Origin of the sequence: Pontibacter arcticus (genome assembly GCF_003284895.1) — a bacterium.
In the GTDB taxonomy this organism is placed as follows: domain Bacteria; phylum Bacteroidota; class Bacteroidia; order Cytophagales; family Hymenobacteraceae; genus Pontibacter; species Pontibacter arcticus.
In genome coordinates this window covers 949,648-967,412 of sequence record NZ_QMDV01000001.1, presented here as the reverse complement: position 1 = coordinate 967,412, position 17,765 = coordinate 949,648, and the positions used below count along the sequence as shown (strand labels likewise).

Sequence of the window (17,765 nt, the reverse complement as noted above, 5' to 3'; positions counted from 1 at the left end):
ATTGCTGCACTATGGCTAAACTTACTCTTGCTCATAATAAGAGCAACACGTCAAAACCTTTTATCTACTATTCCGCAAGTTTAGCCATAGCACAATTTATAGTTATACTTTCGCAAGTTGAAAACTTGCTGCCATACTTCCCACAAGTTTCCGCTGCGCTCAAACTTGCGGGATAAATAGTAAACTTCATGCCTCAAAAAAAGAAAACCCACCCGAAAGAAAAAACCACGTTGCACCCACGCAGCAGCCACCGGGAGCGGTATGATTTTAACACACTGATAGCAAGTTGCCCGGAGCTGAAGCCTTTTGTAAAGCTGAATGAGTACGACGATACGACTGTGGATTTCTTTGACCCGAGAGTGGTAAAAACATTGAATAAAGCGTTGCTGACCCATTTTTACGACATCAAGCATTGGGATATTCCACAGGGTTATTTAACGCCGCCTATACCGGGCAGGGCCGATTATGTACATTATGCCGCTGATCTTTTAGCAGCCTCCAACAACGGGAAAATACCGGTTAGCAACAAAGTAAAATGCCTGGATGTAGGTGTTGGCGCCAGCTGCATTTACCCGATCATCGGCAACAAAGTGTATGGCTGGTCTTTTGTTGGAGCTGATATTGACCCGGTTTCTGTTGCATCTTCCAACCAAATAGCAACAGCAAACCCCTCCCTGAAAGGGAATGTAGAACTGCGCTTACAGCCAAATCAGAAAAATATATTCCAGGGCATCATCCAGAAAGATGAGTTTTTTGACCTGACGCTTTGCAACCCGCCGTTTCATACTTCGCTGGCTGAGGCGCAGGCTGGCACCATACGGAAACTGAAGAACCTGCAACAGAAGCCTACTACAAAGCCAACCCTGAACTTTGGCGGACAAAAAGCGGAACTGTGGTGCGAAGGCGGCGAACGGAAGTTTATAGAAAACATGATCTCAGAAAGCCGACAGTTTTCTACGTCGTGTTTCTGGTTTACAACGCTGGTCTCTAAAGAAGCCAACCTTAAACCTATACTTTATACTTTGAAACAGGCCGGCGCTACAGCAGTAGAAACCATCCCTATGGGGCAGGGCAACAAAATAAGCCGCATCGTAGCCTGGACGTTCCTGACAAAAGAGCAACAGCAGAAATGGGCTGCCTTGAAATGGAAGTAACGCCCACCTCCATACAAACTTCTTATACTTCTGTAACCGGCTTCCGAAGCTGCTCCTAATAACCATTCCCACTACATGGCAGTATGTTTAGGCAGGCTTCTCTGTTCATCAGAAAAGCTTTACTACTAAAACACCCAAACAACAGCTATGGAAAAACTAAAAGGAAAAGTGGCCCTAATAACAGGCTCCGATTCAGGAATTGGGCAGGCAACCGCAATTGAGTTTGCAAAAGAAGGGGCCGATGTGGTTATTTGCTACCATTCTGATAAAGAAGGCGCCGAAGAAACGCTAAAAGAAGTTGAAAAGCTGAACAGGAAAGGCATTGTGCTGCAGGTGGATATAAGCGATGAACAAAATGTAGCGCAGTTATTTGAGCAGGCATTCGAGAAGTTCGGCACCCTGGATATACTTGTAAACAACGCCGCTGTAAATGGTTCTGGCATACATGTGGCCGATATGAGCACCGAAGTTTTCGATAAAACCATCCGCACCAACTTATATGGCACTTTCTTCTGCTCCCGTACTTTTATCAGGCACCGCAAGCAAAAAGGCGGCAAAGGCAAGATCATTAATGTATCTTCTGTGCACGAAGAGATCGTTTCTGCCGGCACTGCGGACTATTGCGCTTCTAAGGCTGGCGTACGAAACCTGGCCCGCACCATGGCGCTCGAACTGGCAGAAGATGGCATCAATGTAAACAACATTGCCCCCGGCATGATCCTGACGCCGATGAACCAGGAAGCGGTAGATGATAAAGAAGCCCGCCAGAAAAGCGAAAAAAACATTCCGATGAAACGCGCCGGTAAGCCCGAAGAAATTGCCAAAGTAGCTGTTTTCCTGGCCTCCTCCGATTCGGATTATGTAACAGGCTCGAGTTATTTTATGGATGGCGGATTATCGCAGCATGTAGGGCAGGGCGCGTAACACTTTGCCGGTATTATTTGTTACTACAAGTAAGTAGATTTACAGCATAATTTAAACAGCTTATACTTTATGAAAATAGCGAAAGATCCTTCCGAATATAATACCCTTACCCTAGAAGAGTCCCGCATCATCGAAAACAAAGGCACCGAATACCCGGGCACTGGCAAGTATAACAACTACAAAGCCGAGGGTGTTTACGTCTGCAAACGCTGCAACGCGCCACTTTATACTTCGGAATACAAGTTTGAGTCGAACTGCGGCTGGCCAAGTTTTGATGATGAGATTACCGGCGCGGTAGAACAGGTGCCGGATGCCGATGGCCGCCGCACCGAAATTGTATGTAATAACTGCAAGGCGCACCTGGGCCACGTTTTTAAAGGCGAATACCTGACGCCAAAAAACCTGCGCCATTGTGTAAACTCGCTTTCGATGAACTTTGTAGCGGCAGACGAGCTGGGTAAATAAGAGCCGCTTTTATACTTTATGCCGCGTAATCAAAAAATAAAACCGTTGCCGCAGGATTTGCCGGGTGTTTATACTTGCGCCAACTGCAGCCAGGTTTTATTTGCGGCAAAGTATAAATTCAGTGTTGGTTCGGGTTTCCCGAGTTTCTGGCAACATGTAAAGGATCATGTAAAACAGCACCCACTGGCTACTTACGGCCGGCACCGCATCCAACTTTTGTGCAGCCGTTGCAACCAACATTTAGGGCATTTATTTGAGGATGCCCGTACACCTACTAACCTGCGTTATTGCATTAATGCAGATGCGCTAGAGTTTAATCAAAACATTACGTTGTAATAAGATAGAATGGAAATAGCAACATTTGGAAACGGGTGCTTCTGGTGTACAGAAGCCGTTTTTCAACAACTAAAAGGTGTGGATAAAGTAGAGCCGGGCTATGCTGGCGGCCACGTAGATAACCCCACTTATAAACAGGTTTGCAGCGGCACAACCGGCCACGCCGAAGTACTGCAAATAACCTACGACCCGCAACAGATTACTTATGAAGAACTATTACGCGTATTCTGGGAAACCCACGACCCAACTACGTTAAACCGACAGGGCAACGATGTTGGTCCGCAGTATCGCTCTGTCGTTTTTTATCATAACGATGAACAAAAGCAGCTGGCCGAAAAGTATAAACTGGCATTAGATACCTCCGGTGCTTTCGACGACCCGATTGTAACGTTGATAGAACCACTCAGCAATTATACTACCGCAGAGCAGGACCATCATAATTATTTCTTAAATAACGGCAGCCAGGCATATTGTGCATTTGTGGTGCGGCCAAAAGTAGAGAAGTTCCGGAAAGTGTTTCAGGATAAACTGAAGCCGGAATTCAGCAACTAAAAGTATAAATCAACTTACTTATACTTCCCTTTGGAATCATACTTTAAGAAACGCTACAACAGTTTCCGGTTTGCTTTCCGGGGTATAGCTGCTGCCATCCGGTCGGAGCCACACATGCGGCTGCATTTTTTAGCGGCATTGGGTGTAACGGTAGCTGGTTTTTTATTTGATATTACACGATGGGAGTGGTGCCTGCTGATTTTAAGTATGGGCCTGGTTATCGTATCAGAGATCATCAATACCGCCATCGAGACGCTGACAAACCTGGTTTCGCCGGAATGGAACGAACTGGCCGGCAAAACAAAAGACCTGGCAGCTGGTGCTGTACTGGTTGCGGCTTTCACGGCTGCCCTTGTCGGGGCGGTTGTTTTTGTACCTTATGTGCTGCAGTTTCTTGATTCATACTTATAAGTATACCGTAACCCGTTCCGGAAATACAAATTATACTTACCTTTGCGGCGATTCCCGGGTTTACAAAACGAATGGCCCGGGAAGTATACTTTAACAGAGCGTAACGATTAATCAGCTTAGCATACCATCATGACCGGAAACGACGTACTAAAGAACTTATCAGAATATAATATTTGGGCAAACCAAACCATGCTGGATGTTTTCAGCAGCTTGCCGAGTGTACCGAATAATGCAGCGCGCCTTTTCAGCCATGCACTTAACGCACAAGCCATCTGGATTGCCCGTATCACTGGCACGCAAAGCCCGGTTAAAGTATGGCAGGAGCATAACCTGGAAGAACTGAAAGCCTTGCACCAGTCTGCTTCTTACAAGATTGCAGAATTGGTAGCCAACGCCGATGAGACTGAGTTTAACCGTTTGATAGATTACACAAACAGCCTTGGCCAGCAGTACAGCACCCGCGTACTCGATATCCTGACGCACGCTTTTAACCATGCTACATACCACCGTGCGCAAACGGCAACCGACCTGCGCAATAACGGCCATACGCCGCCAAACACGGATTATGTAACCTATGTGCGTGAACTGATGGGCCAGGTGTTTTAAGTTTGACATAAGACTTTTAGACAAAGGACTTATTGATAAATGAAAAAAAGGGAGACTCAGCTGAGTCTCCCTTTTTTAATCGCTGTTATTACTGCAACTGTACTTTATATAATATGAGTCTAAGACTTGTCTTTATACTTCGTTCTGGAGTTCTTTTATCCTTTGTCAAATAGTCCTTAGTCAAGAATTTTAATTCCCGGTTGTGGCTGTGTCTGGTTTTGCGGCTGGCTTCTGGAGCCCTTTCAGGAAACCACCTACTTTATCGGTTGCTTTTTTCTTGATCTGCTGCTCTGCTTCCAGGCGTTTCTTTTCAATTTCGGCGCGAGCTTTCTGCTCTGCTTCCAGTTTGCGTCTGTTCAGTTCGTTCCGGATACTATCTTCGGCCAGTTGTTTGCGTTGGTTCAGGTTAGCTTTGGCTTCGTTCAGTTTATTATCTACGGCAGTTTTTACCAGGTCTTTTGCCTGTTCTTTAACAGTGCCGCCTGCCAGAGCCACTTTCGGTTCGCTCAGCGTACCGCCAATGTTCAGGTTAAGCGTAACGCGCTCAGCTGTTTTTAACTGACCGCCCATAAAGCCAGCCAGGCGTGAGTTCAGTTCCTGGCCTACTTTGCCGGTCGGCACGTTCAGGGCGGTTACATAATCTATCTGGCCGTTAATATTATTGCTACCACCCACTTTCATTTCGATGTCGCCAACTTTCAGATCGAATGGTTTGATCACCAGACTGCCATTTACGATCTGCGCATCCAGGCGTCGGTTTTCTACTACAAAGTTACGGAGCTCATCAAAACGAGTCAGCGCACTGATTCTTTCTACCACTTTTACATCCCGTACGGCGGCACGCACCACATCAATAATTCCGTTGCCCGTCAGGGTCTTGAACACGGGCAGCATATCCTGGCCAATCTCACCGGCAAAATCAAACTTAGTAGAGAAAGTGCCTTCGAGCAAGCCGGCAATCGGAGCTATTACTTTTATGGTATTAAATGCATCGAAAGCCTCTTTAAACTTCAGGTTCTTTATATCCAGATCGAAATCAAATAAAGGCTGCTGTATATTTTGTGTATTGTAGCTGCCGTTGGTTACAAAACTGCCACCCAGCGTATTAAACTTTACACCATCCAGGCGTGCAATCTGGTCTTTCAGTTTCACACTACCATTTACATTGTTCAGGTTCAGGTTATCATACTTTACCTGCCTGGCGTTCACGTTCAGGGTAATGTCCAGGTTAGCTGGTACTTCTACTACGCCTTGTGCCTGTTCTGCCACCGAAGCTGTAGCCGGCACCGTCTGGCCGGTATTTTCATCTACCATCCATTCGTTCACATTAAAGCTGTTGGTGCTCAGGTTAATGTTCCCTTTTAAAGACTGATTTTCTGAAAACGCGTAGCCCATGTAATTTGCAATGTAGCCATCTGCTTTAAAGTCGCTTTTGCCCAGATAGCCGTTCATGTTCTGCAACTGGATGCGCTCGTTATTAAAGGTGGCGTTGGCGTTGGTAATCTTCATGCCTTGCGGCAAATCGGTGCTCACAAAGTTCAGGTTGCTGATGCCCATCGTACCGCTGGCAACAATGTTATCGTACTTTTCAGCTTCGATATCGACCATTTTGCCTTTCGCTGAAACATTGGCGTTAATGCGGCCAGCCACTGTCATGCCTTCCTGCGGGAAAATCTTGGTCAGTTTTGTCAGGTCAAGTATACCTTTAATGGTTACATCGAACGCAGGCTTATCTATACCTTGCACCAAAGCACGGCCGGAAAGGGGTTCTCCATCCAGGTTCATGTTAAAGTTTTCGATGTTGATGCGTGTATCATCGGTGTTGCCGGTTTTATTCAGGATGTTTGCTATCACATTCAGGTTCTGGATAGGCGCCGGAAAATCCTTTGACTTTACATACCCGTTTGTCAGGCGCATGTCGGCATCTACAACCGGCATACTTGTTTTGCTATACACACCTTTGGCGTCAGCATCTACTTTCAGCAGGCCACGCAGCGTCATACCATCTACCGGAAAAACTTTTGTGATTTCGGTTAAATCTATACTTGCTTTCACGTTACCATCCAGCTTCATTGGGTCGAGGCCTTGCACCAGCATTTTTGCATCTACCGGGTTCTTGCCCAAGTCCAGGTGAAACTTGCGCACATCTATGTTGGTGTTGTTAACGATACCATCTTTGTTATCGATGCTCATATCCACGTTAATGTTGCGGGCAGCCTGTGGCAGGTCCGGATATTTAAACATGCCTTCGGTTACTTTCAGGTTTGTTCCGAAGCCAGGCATGGATGTTTCATTGAAGCGGCCTTTTACATAGCCGTCAAAGCTCAGTTTGCCTTCTGTTTTGATATCGTTGAACTGCTCTGTAAACATGCCCGGCACTACCGACAGCACATTCTTGAATTCGGTTTCGGTGGCGTTAAATGTGAGGTCGAGGTCAATGTCATCGGCGGGCATCAGTATACTTCCGGCAAACTGAAACGGAAAATCGTTTACCCTGATGTTATTGTCTTTAAAAGTATAAAGTGATTTTGCCAGATCCATGGCCAGCGTTACGCCTGCATTCAGTTTCGCATTTTCGATGTAGTTTATACCATCATAGGTCATGGTAAAGCGGTCGGCAGTAGTCTGCGATACCATATCGAACACATCTTTCTCGAAATCGCCGCTGCCGCTGTGGTTTACATTATAACCAGCCAAACCAAACGGAATGCTCAGGTCATCATAGTATAAAGTGGCATTGGTAACGTTCCATTCTTTTATCGCCATGCTAAAATCAGAAGCGGTGGTATCGGTTGGTGCGGCGACAGAGTCCGGAATAAAAATATCCCAGTTTGCCTTGCCACTTTTCAGAACTACTAACCTTAGCACCGGCTCATCTAATGTAACCGAGTTTATTTTAAGCTGATCGCCCCGGATCACACTCATCAGGTCGAGGCCCAGATCAAAGGCCGGGATTTGAGCAAGCGTATCCGTCTGGAAAGAATCCTGACCAATAATCATCAGGTTATCTACGCCAAGCGAGATGTTGGGAAAGTTCCTGAAAAGCGACACACTCACATCATCGGTATTATAGAGTACTTTTGCATTTATACTTTTAGCGATCTGCTGATCGAGGGCCAGTTTTATTTTATCTTTGAAAAGAAGGGGTACAAGGGCTGCTGCTGCAAAAAGCAGGGCCAGAAAAATAAAAAAGCCTATAGCTACTTTTTTCATATCAAGGGTGAATTATAAATTCTTTTCTGTTGAATATAGAAACTAAACTATGTGTTTTTAAGTACAAACTATGCGTTAACAAAGTATAGTTAATACCCTGTTTGTATAACGACCTGCTTTAGGTTAAACTGATAGCACACCAAGAAGATACACCTATATTTGTTTTCTACGCCAGTAGCCATACCCAATAATGTGCCATTTATCTCGTACCAACCGCTTAACTACCTCCTTACAGGCATGAATATAAAAAAAATATACCTGATTATACTTTGCCTGTTCGGTTGTACCTACGCTTCAGCCCAGGATACTTATTTCACGCAGCAATACGCTAACAGGTTAAGCCTGAACCCTGCTTTTACCGGCTTGAACCACGACTGGAGTGTGGCTACCGCTTACCGCAACCAGTGGCCTTCGCTTAACGGTGCCTTTGTAACCAAACAGGTTAGTGCAGATTTCAGGTTGCCAGGTGAGAAAAGTGCAATCGGGGCGATAGTGCAGCAAGATAAGGCCGGTATAGGAGGATTACAAAAACTCGAAGCCGCTGTAATGTATGGTTATAGCACTCCTCTTACTGATAAATGGGCGATGTCTGCAGGCTTACAGGCGGGCATCAACTCGTTGCGCGTAAATTATGATAACCTGGTTTTCGGAGATCAGCTGGCCGACAACGGGCAACACTCACTCACATCAGCCGAAGTAAATAACTTTACACCAAGCAATTACCTTACTTTTAAAGTTGGTACACTTCTTTATACCAACCGTTTCTGGGCAGGTTTAAGCGCCGCGCATCTTAATATGCCATCCACTGGATTTGAACAAGAATCAAGGCTCTCTATCCATTATACGGCTATTGCGGGGTATAAATTTTACGCGAAAGCCTATGAGCGGCGGGGCAAATTGTTTGAAGTTAGCTTTACGCCAACACTTACGTACCACCACCAACAAAATTTTAACAGATTTGATGTAGGATTTAGCACTAATTACACACCTGTTTCGTTAGGCATAATATATAAAGGCGTTCCGGTTACCGGCGATGCTAACCAGGACCAAACGCTTGCTTTAATGGCCGGTGTGCAACTTTCTCAGTTCAGGATCGGTTTTAGCCACGACGTTGGTTTAAAGGGGTTTAGCAAGCAGGTGGGTGGCGCAACAGAAATTTCACTGGTTTTTGAACAACTGTCTCTGACAAAATTTTTCGAAAACAACTTAGGACACAAAATTAAACGGAACATTTTTTGTCCGGCGTTCTAATTTTAGTTATAATTGCACATTAAATTACGTTACAAGAACCTTATCAAAATTGGGTGCTACTTTTATGAGATTAATTAAGTATTTATCGGTTGCAGTTGTAGGCGGATTCCTGATGACTTCCTGTAACAGGGGAGGCCAGCCAACCAGCACAAACCCAGGCGATGTAAGTGCGGCTACAGGCATAGCTTACAACGAAGAAGAAGGATCATTTCAGGTAAATGATTACGCTGAGTTTCCGCAAGGCCCGGGTTTAGTGTTTATTGAAGGTGGCCGTACAGTGCTGGGTTCTATGGAAGAAGATGTTGCCATGACCCGTGACAATATTGAGCGTACCGTTACAGTGGCTTCTTTCTACATGGATGAAACCGAAGTATCGAATATTACCTGGCTGGAGTACCTGCATTACCTAAAGAAAGATTCTCTTCCGGAAGTATACACAGCCGCTTTACCGGATACAACTGTTTGGTCCCGCCAGTTATCATTCAACGACCCATATATTTCTTATTACCTGCGTTACCCTGGTTTCCGCTTTTTCCCGGTGGTGGGTGTAAGCTGGTTACAGGCAAACGATTTCTGCGTTTGGCGTACAGCTAAGGTAAACGAAAACCTTGCTTTAGAAGCCGGAGACGGAAACGGCGGTGGAAGAAGAGGTTTATTTGGCCGCAGAAAAGGTGGCAGCGAACCTACTGCTGAAGCAAGCAAGCCAACGATCGAATCTGGTTACGTATTACCAAACTATCGTCTCCCAACAGAAGCAGAATGGGAGTATGCTGCTCAGGCAATGATCGGTACACAATATTCTGACGACGAAAACCAGAACAACAGAAGACTTTACCCTTGGGATGGCCACCAGGTACGTAACCCGTACGGTCGTGAAATGGGTAAGTTTATGGCTAACTTCAAGCGTGGCCGTGGTGACTATGCCGGTATTGCCGGTTCATTAAACGATGGTGCCATGATCACGGATTATATCTACAGCTACCCTCCAAACGACTTTGGTTTGTATAACATGGCTGGTAACGTAAACGAATGGGTACAGGATCTTTACCGTCCGCTTTCTTACGAAGATGTGGAAGACTTAAACCCTTTCCGTAGAGATGGTTTCTTAGATGATTCTGCTAACTACGACTCAAGCGAAGGTTACCACTCTTTAATTAACGACGAAGTTCGCGTATTTAAAGGTGGCTCCTGGAAAGATGTAGCTTACTGGTTATCTCCTGGTACACGCCGTTTCATGGCACAGGATTCTTCTACTGCTACAATCGGTTTCCGTTGCGCTATGATCAACGCCGGATCTAACAAATAGACATTACTTTTTGAAGTATAAAAAAGCCCGGAAGAGATTCCGGGCTTTTTTGTTTTAGGCTGATTGTGATTTATACTTGGCTTACATTATAAATAGATAATACCACAAAGTATAAGCTTAACCTTAATACTTCAAACCAATAATGGCTGTAGATAATATTATCACGGATAGGCTCCTTCTCATTCCTTTTACACTTGAGCTTGCTACTTCACTTTTAAAAGGAAACTTGGATATCCTCAAAAGCTTTAACCTGAATCTTTCTGAGGATTGGCCTGATACAGAGGCACTGGAAACCTTGCCAAAAATCATACTAAATTTAGAAGTAGGCAGGCAGGCCAACAGGATTTGAATCTTGGATGGTTGTGCAACGGGAAAGCATGTACGTGATCGGAGATGCAGGTTTTAAAGGCAAACCTACAGGAAATACTATTGATATTGGGTATGCGATAATCGAAAAGAAGCAAGGAAAGGGCTATGGTTTTGAAGCAGCGAAGGGTCTGCTAAACTGGGCTATGGCTCAGGAAAGCGTACATGATGTAACAGCGAAATGCCTTATAGATAATATAGCGTCTGCCAAAATCCTGAGAAAACTTGGCTTAAACGAAATCTCAAGAGATAAGAAAATGATCTATTGGAGAATTACTAAATCCGTTTATACTTCTTAGATTATTGGTTTATACTTTTAAACCAGTCATATGAGATTCTGGTTAAGCCGCTGCAATCGTAGCTATACTTACCTCTGCCGCACCTGCATCCAGCAAAGCAACAGCGCAAGCTTCTAGTGTAGCACCGGTCGTTAGCACATCATCCACCAAAAGTACACGCTTGTCTTTTACCTCATCCGGCAGGTTTACCATGAACACCTGTTCCACGTTTTGCCAGCGGTCGAAGCGGGTTTTGCTAGTTTGCGTGCTGGTATAAGTTGTGCGGGCTAGCGCTTTAGCATTCCAGGGGAGTTGCATAGCCTCGGCAAGGCCCGTAGCGAAACAATCGGATTGGTTATAACCGCGTTTGCGTAACTTAATTTTGTGTAGCGGTACCGGCACGATCAGATCAAACTGCAAATTATACTTGTGTTCGGCTAACTGGTAGCCATACTGTTTGCCGATGTGCTCTCCCAGATCCTGCGCACCTTTATACTTTAGCCGGTGCAACAAGCGCTGCACACGCCCCTTCGATTCAAAATGCAGATAAGAGAACGCATACTTTACGGGCACTTTCCCCCAGAACCTGCGCTCCAGCGGGTTAAGTTCGTGCAAGTCGTTTTGATGGAAATTGGTGTAAGGCAGCTTTATACTACAATCGGTACAGATACATTTTTCGCCTTTGCCCAGCGCTTTGTCGCAGCCATAACAAGTTTCCGGGAACAATAAAGCAAGCAGGTCTTCGAACATTGGCAAGTACCGTTGGTTTAAGGAATTGTAGTTAATTTCTCTTAACTTTATAGTATAAATTTTAAAGCTAAACCGATAGCAAAACAACACAACAATGAGCTTAGTAGAAGAATTCAACGACTATCGTCTGCGCATGAACGAGCGCATCATGACCTACGACAATAAAGTAATAAAGCGCTTTTTTAACCTCGATACCAATACATATGCAGCCGGCGCACTCGATGTAAAAACCAAGGAAATGCTGGGCCTGGTAGCCAGTATGGTGTTGCGTTGCGACGATTGCATTAAGTACCACGTAGGCAAATGCTACGACGAGGGCTTAACTGATGAAGAAATAATGGAAGTATTCTCTATTGCCAACCTGGTAGGTGGTTCTATTGTAATCCCGCATTTCAGGAGAGCAGTGGAGTATTGGGAAGAACTGAAAGAACGCGGAAGCGCCAAATAGTTGTTAATTGTTGGTTGATGATTGTTTTCTGAAAAAGGAAATAGAAGCACAATTAACAATTAGCAACAAACAATCAGCAAGTAAGATGATAGAAGAATCAGATAACTTCGAACACCGCTGGACCCAGCTCCGGGCTTTCCTGATGAAGCAGTTCGGAAAGAAGCCCGACCTGAACGCCATACTTTTTTTAATCGGAATTCAGGAACTAGGCAAAGGCATAACGGAGTTTACAAAAGAAGAAAAGCAGGACCTGATGCATATTGCCACCTGCAAGGTTTTCAGTTTATCCGGGTATTACGAGCTCATGCATGTAGATGAAGAAGGCTGGCCACATTACCAGTCAGTAAAGCCCTTGCCCTTCACTAACCTGAAAGAACAGGAAAAAATGCTGCGCTGGCACATTCTGGAGTATTTCAACCAACTGGATTAATTTTAAAGCGACACACGTAGCACGTATCAAGTATCACGATTGCCTTATGAATACAGCTAAAGTAAGCTGTTTTGTATGATAACATTTAAAAGTCGTGCTACCTGATACGAGATACGTGATACGATAAGAAGAAATGAAGATCATCACCTATAATGTAAACGGCATTCGTGCTGCTATTTCCAAAGGATTTCAGGATTGGTTGAAAGCGGCTAACCCTGATGTGCTGTGCCTACAGGAAATAAAAGCTTGCGAAGTCAAATTTGACCGTGCCATTTTTGAAGATATGGGCTACCACGTATACCTGCACCCAGCCGTAAAGAAAGGGTACAGCGGCGTAGCCATACTTACCAAAGATAAACCAAACCACGTAGAAGTTGGCTGCGGTATTTCGTGCTACGACAACGAAGGCCGCGTGATACGGGCTGATTACAACGATTTTTCGGTGATGAGCGTGTATATGCCATCGGGCTCGAGCGGCGAAGAGCGGCAGGGCTTTAAGTTTAAGTGGATGGATGATTTCGAAGGCTACATCGGCGATCTGAAACAAACCTTACCCGGTTTGGTTATCAGCGGCGACTATAACATCTGCCATCAGCCCATCGACATTCATAATCCAAAGTCGAACGCCAAAAGTTCAGGCTTTTTGCCGGAAGAGCGCACCTGGATGGGCAAGTTTATCGAAAGCGGTTTTGTAGATACATTCCGGCATTTTAACACAGAGCCACATAACTATACCTGGTGGAGCTACCGTGCCGGTGCCCGGGCTAAAAACCTAGGCTGGCGTATTGATTATAACATGGCTACACAAAACTTACAAAGCCGCTTAAAACGCTCTGCCATACTTACCGAAGCTAAACACTCAGACCATTGCCCGGTTTTGCTGGAGATTGATTAAGTGATTCCCGCGTTGCTGTACATATGAAGCTGGTGCGCGTTTATACCTCGATTTAATTCTGCTCGTTAAGTATACTATACATCAGGATTATAAGTATAAAGCTTATGATCACTCTCCGCATACAAGTATAAATGTTAAAACAGAAGCATGAACCAGCACTCTGCCCTTGATAAACTGCTGCTGCAACTACAAGCGTTCAAGAAGAAATTCTACCTGAACCTGTTGTTGCGTGGCAGTATATTTACCGCAGGGCTGCTGCTTTCTGTTTACATTATTTACATCCTGCTCGAGTACGTTTTCTACTTCCCTAATTACGTACGAGCATTCCTGCTTTTTTCGTTTGTGGCGTTTGTGCTGTATGCTTTTACCCGCTGGATCATACTTCCGGTGAGGGCGCTTACTAATCTGAGTCAGGCTTTATCTGATGAGCAGGCCGCTGCAAGGGTAGGAGGGCATTACCCCGAGATTCGGGACAAACTGCTTAACGCCATCCAACTTAAAAACTTCGACCGCACCAACGACCTGATTGCGGCAAGTATAGAACAGCGTTCGGGGCAACTGTTGCATTTCCGTTTCAGCGATGCCGTTGCGTACCGCGAAAACAAACCGCTACTTAAATACTTTGCTTTTCCGGCTGTAGTGGCGTTACTGATAGCTTTGGTTTACCCAACTATATTTGTGCAGGGCACCGAGCGCATCATCAATTACAAAACTTACTATGCGCCTACGCCGCCTTTCGCGTTTATACTTCCGGATGATAAGTTGCAAACTTTTAAAGGCGAAGATTATACGTTGAAAGTGAATCTGGAAGGCAAAGCGATACCCAACGAAGTATACATAAACTACAACGGCCGCAGGCAAAAGCTAACCAAACAAGGCAACGGCTATACCTATACTTTCAAGCAACCCCAGGAATCTGTTGATTTTCAGTTGGAGGGTTCGGGCTTTTTTTCGGATGCTTATACTTTGGAATTGCTCTCTCGGCCTAACCTAAAGGATTTCGAAATGCAGGTACAGTTCCCGGCTTACCTAAACCGCAAATCAGAAACCATTCAGAACACCGGCAGCGCCACCATTCCGGAAGGCAGCACGGTTACCTGGCAATTCATTACATCCGAAACCGAAAGTATAAAATTAGCTTTTGATGAGCCGGCCCAGACTATACTTGCTACAAAAGATGAAAACGATTTCAGCGTAAGTAAAAAGATAAGCCAGAGCCAAAACTACAGCATCCAGCTCCAGAACAAGTATAGCGCTAACAAAGACCAGATCAATTACCAGCTTACCACCATCCCGGACCGCGCGCCTCAGATAACATTGGAGCAGTTTCAGGATACGGCCTTGTACAGCTTTATGGTGTTAGGCGGCAATGTTTCCGATGATTACGGCTTATCCAGGTTAGCGCTCCATTACCGCATCAGCAACGATAAAAAGCCTGCAGCAGCTTTTAAGGCTATTAATTTCCCAGTTACCAGGCAACAGGCCAGCCAGACGTATTATCACCAATGGAATACGGCCGCTTATAATTTGCAGCCCGGCGATAAGCTGGAGTATTTTATACAGGTATGGGACAACGATGGCATCAGAGGACCAAAGAGCGCCCGCACTTCTACGTTTGAGCTAAAGGTACCCGATAAACAGGATCTGCAGAAAGAACTCAATAGCAACGTCCAGTCTATTGCCAGCCAGCTAAGCAAATCCATCCAGAAATCATCGAAGCTGAACGAAGAACTGACTAAGTCTGAAGACAAGATGAAGACGAAGCGTGACCTTACCTGGCAGGATAAAAAGCAGTTCGAAGAGATGGTGCAGAAGAAAAAGCAGCTGGAGCAGGACATCGAAGCTATGAAGGAAATGTATAACGAGCTCAACAAAAAGCAAAACATGCTGAGCGAGCAAGACAAGCAACTGGCCGAAAAAGCACAGCAACTGCAGAAGCTGATGAACGATATCCTGGACCCGGAAACGAAAAAGCTGTATGAAGAACTCGAAAAGCTGCTCCAGGAAAAACAGCAGAACGACCCCGAATTGCAACAGCTTTTAAGCAAGCTCGATAACAAAGAGCGCAACATGGAACGTGAACTGGAGCGTGCCCTGGAGTTATTTAAGCAACTACAGTTCGAGCAAAAGCTGGATAACATTGCCAACCAACTCGAAGAAACTGCCAAAGAACAACAGCAACTGGCAGATAAAACCGCTCAGAAACAGGAAAACAATGCGGCGCTTACAGAAGAACAAAAGCAGCTTAACAAAGACTTTGATGCCCTGAAAGAGGAAATGGACCAGTTAAAAGAGTTGAATGATAAACTGGAAAACCCAAACCAGTTGGATGAGCAGCAACAAGACCAGAAAAGTATAGAACAGCAGATGCAGCAAAGTATGGAACAGCTGCAGAAAGAGCAGAACCAGAAAGCCAGCGAAAGCCAGCAGAAAGCCAGCCAGCAAATGAAGCAACTCGCTAAAAAGATGGAGGAAATGCAAAGCAGCATGGGCATGGAAAGTATGCAGCTGAACCTGGATAACCTGCGTGACATTCTGGAAAACCTGATCAAGCTTTCGTTTGACCAGGAAAAACTGATGAAGGATTTCAGGAGCGTAAACCAAAGCGACCCACGGTTTATTTCCCTTTCGCAACAGCAGTTAAACCTGCGCGATAACGCCAAAGTTATTGAAGACAGCTTAGTTGCGTTGTCTACAAAGGTATTCCAAATACAGGCATTTGTTACCCGCGAAGTAGCCGAAATGAACCAGCGTATGGATAACAGCATGCAAGCGATACGCGATCGCCAGACGCGCAAAGCAACCGGCCAGCAACAACTCGCCATGACAAGTATGAATAACCTGGCGTTGATGCTGAACGACGTTTTAAAACAGATGCAGGAAGCCATGCAAAAAATGCAGCAGGGAAGTATGGCCGGAAAACAGAAGGGAAATAAGCCTAAACCCGGAAATATGGGGCAAATGCAGGACGCTTTGAATAAAAAAATCGAAGAATTGCAAAAAGGAGGCAAGTCAGGTAAGGCACTTTCTCAGGAATTAGCTAAATTGGCTGCTGAGCAGGAGGCTCTCCGGAACGCGCTGAAAGAAATGAGCAAACAGCTAGGCCAGAAACCCGGTGAAACAGGGGGTAATGGACAGCTGGGAAATATTAGCAGGATGATGGAACAAACCGAAACTGATCTCGTTAATAAGCGTTTGACTGAACAAACTATTATGCGGCAACGCGAAATCCTGACCAGGTTACTGGAAGCAGAGAGATCAATGAAGGAGCGTGAACTGGATAATAAGCGCGAGGCAAAAACAGCTCAGGATATTGCGCGTAAAGTACCTCCCGCATTCGATAAGTATATTAAAGCAAAACAAAAGCAAACTGATATTTTGAAAACCGTACCTCCTTCACTTACACCATATTACAAACAAAAAGTGAATGCGTATTTTCAGAATAGCAGCAATAATAACTAATCAGGCACCTAAGCTACATATATTAAACTAAGTATGAATCAGGTTAAAATTCAGATTCCTTCCTTAATCGAAAACATCAGGGTAATTGAAAGCTTTATAGATAACTCGAAGGAAGAATTCGAGTTTGAAGACGATATCTATGGCAACATCATGGTTGCCGTTACCGAGTCGGTGAACAATGCGATCCGACATGGCAACAAGTTCGACAAAGACAAGAATGTTTACCTTACTCTTCAGGTTGAAGACAACAAACTACTTTTCGAAGTAGAAGACGAGGGCCCGGGCTTTGACTATGGCAACCTGCCAGACCCGACCGCTCCAGAAAATCTTGAAAACCCTGGAGGCCGTGGCATCTTTTTAATGCGCAACCTCTGTGATGAAGTTAATTTCCTAAATGAAGGAAAGAAAGTTCAGATGATTTTTACGGTGATTAATTTACAGAATGGAACATCCAATTGAGTTCTTTGCAGAAGACATCGAATTTGAGTTAAAAAGTTCTGAAAAAGTAGCCGCGTGGATCGCTGATATTATCGAACAACATAAGTGGGAGCTTAGCGCTCTCACTTATGTTTTCTGCTCTGATGAATACCTGCATCAAATAAATATAGAATACCTAGACCACGATACCCTAACAGATATTATCACCTTTGATAATGCCGATGAAGAAGGCGTTATAGAAGGTGATATTTTTATTAGCATCGATCGCGTCCGTGATAATGCTATTGATCATAACACTTCTTTTGATGACGAACTACACCGTGTACTGATACATGGTGTTTTGCATTTACTAGGCTTCAAGGATAAATCTCCTGAACAAGAGGCTGCTATGCGAAAACAAGAAGAATCTTGTTTATCTTTGCGTAAATTTTAACGCAAAAGGAATTACCAACCCTTCTTAGATGTTTCACGTGAAACATC

At 44.8% G+C, this 17,765-nt stretch carries 19 protein-coding genes; 17 read left to right on the top strand and 2 right to left on the bottom strand.

Annotation, left to right across the window (positions count from 1 at the left end; translation table 11 throughout):
* The first annotated feature begins 188 nt into the window (after window positions 1-188).
* The 7 genes from rlmF to DP923_RS04295 all read left to right on the top strand — a co-directional run bounded on the left by rlmF (window position 189) and on the right by DP923_RS04295 (window position 4,448).
* Complete coding sequence (rlmF, locus tag DP923_RS04325) at window positions 189-1,154, top strand: 23S rRNA (adenine(1618)-N(6))-methyltransferase RlmF (protein WP_112304554.1); 966 nt, start codon at window positions 189-191, stop codon at window positions 1,152-1,154.
* A gap of 147 nt (window positions 1,155-1,301) precedes the next feature.
* Window positions 1,302-2,078, top strand: coding sequence for an SDR family NAD(P)-dependent oxidoreductase (locus DP923_RS04320; RefSeq protein WP_112304553.1), 777 nt, complete (start codon window positions 1,302-1,304; stop codon window positions 2,076-2,078).
* 69 nt (window positions 2,079-2,147) lie between these two features.
* On the top strand, window positions 2,148-2,543 hold the full coding sequence (locus DP923_RS04315; protein ID WP_112304552.1) for a methionine-R-sulfoxide reductase: 396 nt from the start codon (window positions 2,148-2,150) through the stop codon (window positions 2,541-2,543).
* An 18-nt stretch (window positions 2,544-2,561) separates the two neighbouring features.
* Entirely contained in the window at window positions 2,562-2,879 is a 318-nt protein-coding gene (locus tag DP923_RS04310; protein ID WP_112304551.1) for a peptide-methionine (R)-S-oxide reductase, read from the top strand.
* Window positions 2,880-2,888: 9 nt separating this feature from the next.
* Window positions 2,889-3,431, top strand: a complete 543-nt coding sequence (msrA, locus tag DP923_RS04305; protein WP_112304550.1) for a peptide-methionine (S)-S-oxide reductase MsrA — start codon at window positions 2,889-2,891, stop codon at window positions 3,429-3,431.
* A 30-nt stretch (window positions 3,432-3,461) separates the two neighbouring features.
* Window positions 3,462-3,842 (top strand): diacylglycerol kinase family protein, encoded by a 381-nt coding sequence (locus tag DP923_RS04300; RefSeq protein WP_112304549.1) that lies wholly within the window; start codon window positions 3,462-3,464, stop codon window positions 3,840-3,842.
* A 129-nt stretch (window positions 3,843-3,971) separates the two neighbouring features.
* Window positions 3,972-4,448 carry a DinB family protein gene (locus DP923_RS04295; RefSeq protein ID WP_112304548.1) on the top strand — a complete coding sequence of 159 codons (477 nt, stop codon included), beginning with the start codon at window positions 3,972-3,974 and terminating at the stop codon, window positions 4,446-4,448.
* A 189-nt stretch (window positions 4,449-4,637) separates the two neighbouring features.
* On the opposite strand, the gene DP923_RS04290 is transcribed toward DP923_RS04295, so the two are convergent.
* Window positions 4,638-7,661: an AsmA family protein gene (locus DP923_RS04290; RefSeq protein WP_112304547.1), complete on the bottom strand. Its 3,024-nt coding sequence runs from the start codon at window positions 7,659-7,661 to the stop codon at window positions 4,638-4,640.
* 237 nt (window positions 7,662-7,898) lie between these two features.
* Between DP923_RS04290 and DP923_RS04285 the strand changes: the two genes are divergently transcribed.
* From DP923_RS04285 to DP923_RS16775, 4 genes are all read left to right on the top strand, one after another.
* Window positions 7,899-8,912: a PorP/SprF family type IX secretion system membrane protein gene (locus DP923_RS04285; RefSeq protein ID WP_112304812.1), complete on the top strand. Its 1,014-nt coding sequence runs from the start codon at window positions 7,899-7,901 to the stop codon at window positions 8,910-8,912.
* A 64-nt stretch (window positions 8,913-8,976) separates the two neighbouring features.
* Window positions 8,977-10,218 carry a gliding motility lipoprotein GldJ gene (gene gldJ, locus DP923_RS04280; protein ID WP_112304546.1) on the top strand — a complete coding sequence of 414 codons (1,242 nt, stop codon included), beginning with the start codon at window positions 8,977-8,979 and terminating at the stop codon, window positions 10,216-10,218.
* Between the two features lie 142 nt (window positions 10,219-10,360).
* Window positions 10,361-10,567 carry a hypothetical protein gene (locus DP923_RS16780; RefSeq protein WP_207801933.1) on the top strand — a complete coding sequence of 69 codons (207 nt, stop codon included), beginning with the start codon at window positions 10,361-10,363 and terminating at the stop codon, window positions 10,565-10,567.
* Between the two features lie 13 nt (window positions 10,568-10,580).
* Window positions 10,581-10,883 (top strand): GNAT family N-acetyltransferase, encoded by a 303-nt coding sequence (locus DP923_RS16775; RefSeq protein WP_207801932.1) that lies wholly within the window; start codon window positions 10,581-10,583, stop codon window positions 10,881-10,883.
* Window positions 10,884-10,925: 42 nt separating this feature from the next.
* Here the strand turns inward: DP923_RS16775 and DP923_RS04270 are convergent, their stop codons facing one another.
* A complete protein-coding gene (locus tag DP923_RS04270) occupies window positions 10,926-11,612 on the bottom strand; it encodes a ComF family protein (RefSeq protein ID WP_165838151.1) in 687 nt (228 codons plus the stop codon).
* 94 nt (window positions 11,613-11,706) lie between these two features.
* On the opposite strand from DP923_RS04270, the gene DP923_RS04265 reads away from it, so the two are divergent.
* From DP923_RS04265 to ybeY, 6 genes are all read left to right on the top strand, one after another.
* The gene (locus DP923_RS04265; RefSeq protein WP_112304545.1) at window positions 11,707-12,060 is read left to right on the top strand and encodes a carboxymuconolactone decarboxylase family protein; all 354 of its coding nucleotides are present in this window, start codon (window positions 11,707-11,709) and stop codon (window positions 12,058-12,060) included.
* A gap of 85 nt (window positions 12,061-12,145) precedes the next feature.
* Window positions 12,146-12,490: a hypothetical protein gene (locus DP923_RS04260; RefSeq protein ID WP_112304544.1), complete on the top strand. Its 345-nt coding sequence runs from the start codon at window positions 12,146-12,148 to the stop codon at window positions 12,488-12,490.
* Window positions 12,491-12,623: 133 nt separating this feature from the next.
* Window positions 12,624-13,385 (top strand): exodeoxyribonuclease III, encoded by a 762-nt coding sequence (locus tag DP923_RS04255; RefSeq protein WP_112304543.1) that lies wholly within the window; start codon window positions 12,624-12,626, stop codon window positions 13,383-13,385.
* Window positions 13,386-13,532: 147 nt separating this feature from the next.
* A complete protein-coding gene (locus tag DP923_RS04250; RefSeq protein WP_112304542.1) occupies window positions 13,533-16,847 on the top strand; it encodes a DUF4175 family protein in 3,315 nt (1,104 codons plus the stop codon).
* A 33-nt stretch (window positions 16,848-16,880) separates the two neighbouring features.
* Window positions 16,881-17,306, top strand: coding sequence for an ATP-binding protein (locus DP923_RS04245; protein ID WP_112304541.1), 426 nt, complete (start codon window positions 16,881-16,883; stop codon window positions 17,304-17,306).
* Window positions 17,290-17,718 (top strand): rRNA maturation RNase YbeY, encoded by a 429-nt coding sequence (gene ybeY, locus DP923_RS04240; RefSeq protein WP_112304540.1) that lies wholly within the window; start codon window positions 17,290-17,292, stop codon window positions 17,716-17,718. The genes DP923_RS04245 and ybeY overlap by 17 nt, the downstream gene beginning before the upstream one ends.
* Window positions 17,719-17,765: the final 47 nt, after the last annotated feature.

What these genes read in the sequence shown, in the direction of transcription:
- gldJ (WP_112304546.1), top strand. Translation starts at nt 8,977, where the DNA reads ATGAGATTAATTAAGTATTTATCGGTTGCAGTTGTAGGCGGATTCCTG.
- DP923_RS04250 (WP_112304542.1), top strand. Translation starts at nt 13,533, where the DNA reads ATGAACCAGCACTCTGCCCTTGATAAACTGCTGCTGCAACTACAAGCG.
- DP923_RS04245 (WP_112304541.1), top strand. Translation starts at nt 16,881, where the DNA reads ATGAATCAGGTTAAAATTCAGATTCCTTCCTTAATCGAAAACATCAGG.
- DP923_RS16780 (WP_207801933.1), top strand. Translation starts at nt 10,361, where the DNA reads ATGGCTGTAGATAATATTATCACGGATAGGCTCCTTCTCATTCCTTTT.
- DP923_RS04310 (WP_112304551.1), top strand. Translation starts at nt 2,562, where the DNA reads ATGCCGCGTAATCAAAAAATAAAACCGTTGCCGCAGGATTTGCCGGGT.
- msrA (WP_112304550.1), top strand. Translation starts at nt 2,889, where the DNA reads ATGGAAATAGCAACATTTGGAAACGGGTGCTTCTGGTGTACAGAAGCC.
- DP923_RS04260 (WP_112304544.1), top strand. Translation starts at nt 12,146, where the DNA reads ATGATAGAAGAATCAGATAACTTCGAACACCGCTGGACCCAGCTCCGG.
- DP923_RS04315 (WP_112304552.1), top strand. Translation starts at nt 2,148, where the DNA reads ATGAAAATAGCGAAAGATCCTTCCGAATATAATACCCTTACCCTAGAA.
- DP923_RS04270 (WP_165838151.1), bottom strand. Translation starts at nt 11,612, where the DNA reads ATGTTCGAAGACCTGCTTGCTTTATTGTTCCCGGAAACTTGTTATGGC.
- DP923_RS04320 (WP_112304553.1), top strand. Translation starts at nt 1,302, where the DNA reads ATGGAAAAACTAAAAGGAAAAGTGGCCCTAATAACAGGCTCCGATTCA.
- ybeY (WP_112304540.1), top strand. Translation starts at nt 17,290, where the DNA reads ATGGAACATCCAATTGAGTTCTTTGCAGAAGACATCGAATTTGAGTTA.
- DP923_RS04265 (WP_112304545.1), top strand. Translation starts at nt 11,707, where the DNA reads ATGAGCTTAGTAGAAGAATTCAACGACTATCGTCTGCGCATGAACGAG.
- DP923_RS04290 (WP_112304547.1), bottom strand. Translation starts at nt 7,661, where the DNA reads ATGAAAAAAGTAGCTATAGGCTTTTTTATTTTTCTGGCCCTGCTTTTT.
- rlmF (WP_112304554.1), top strand. Translation starts at nt 189, where the DNA reads ATGCCTCAAAAAAAGAAAACCCACCCGAAAGAAAAAACCACGTTGCAC.
- DP923_RS04255 (WP_112304543.1), top strand. Translation starts at nt 12,624, where the DNA reads ATGAAGATCATCACCTATAATGTAAACGGCATTCGTGCTGCTATTTCC.
- DP923_RS04295 (WP_112304548.1), top strand. Translation starts at nt 3,972, where the DNA reads ATGACCGGAAACGACGTACTAAAGAACTTATCAGAATATAATATTTGG.
- DP923_RS04285 (WP_112304812.1), top strand. Translation starts at nt 7,899, where the DNA reads ATGAATATAAAAAAAATATACCTGATTATACTTTGCCTGTTCGGTTGT.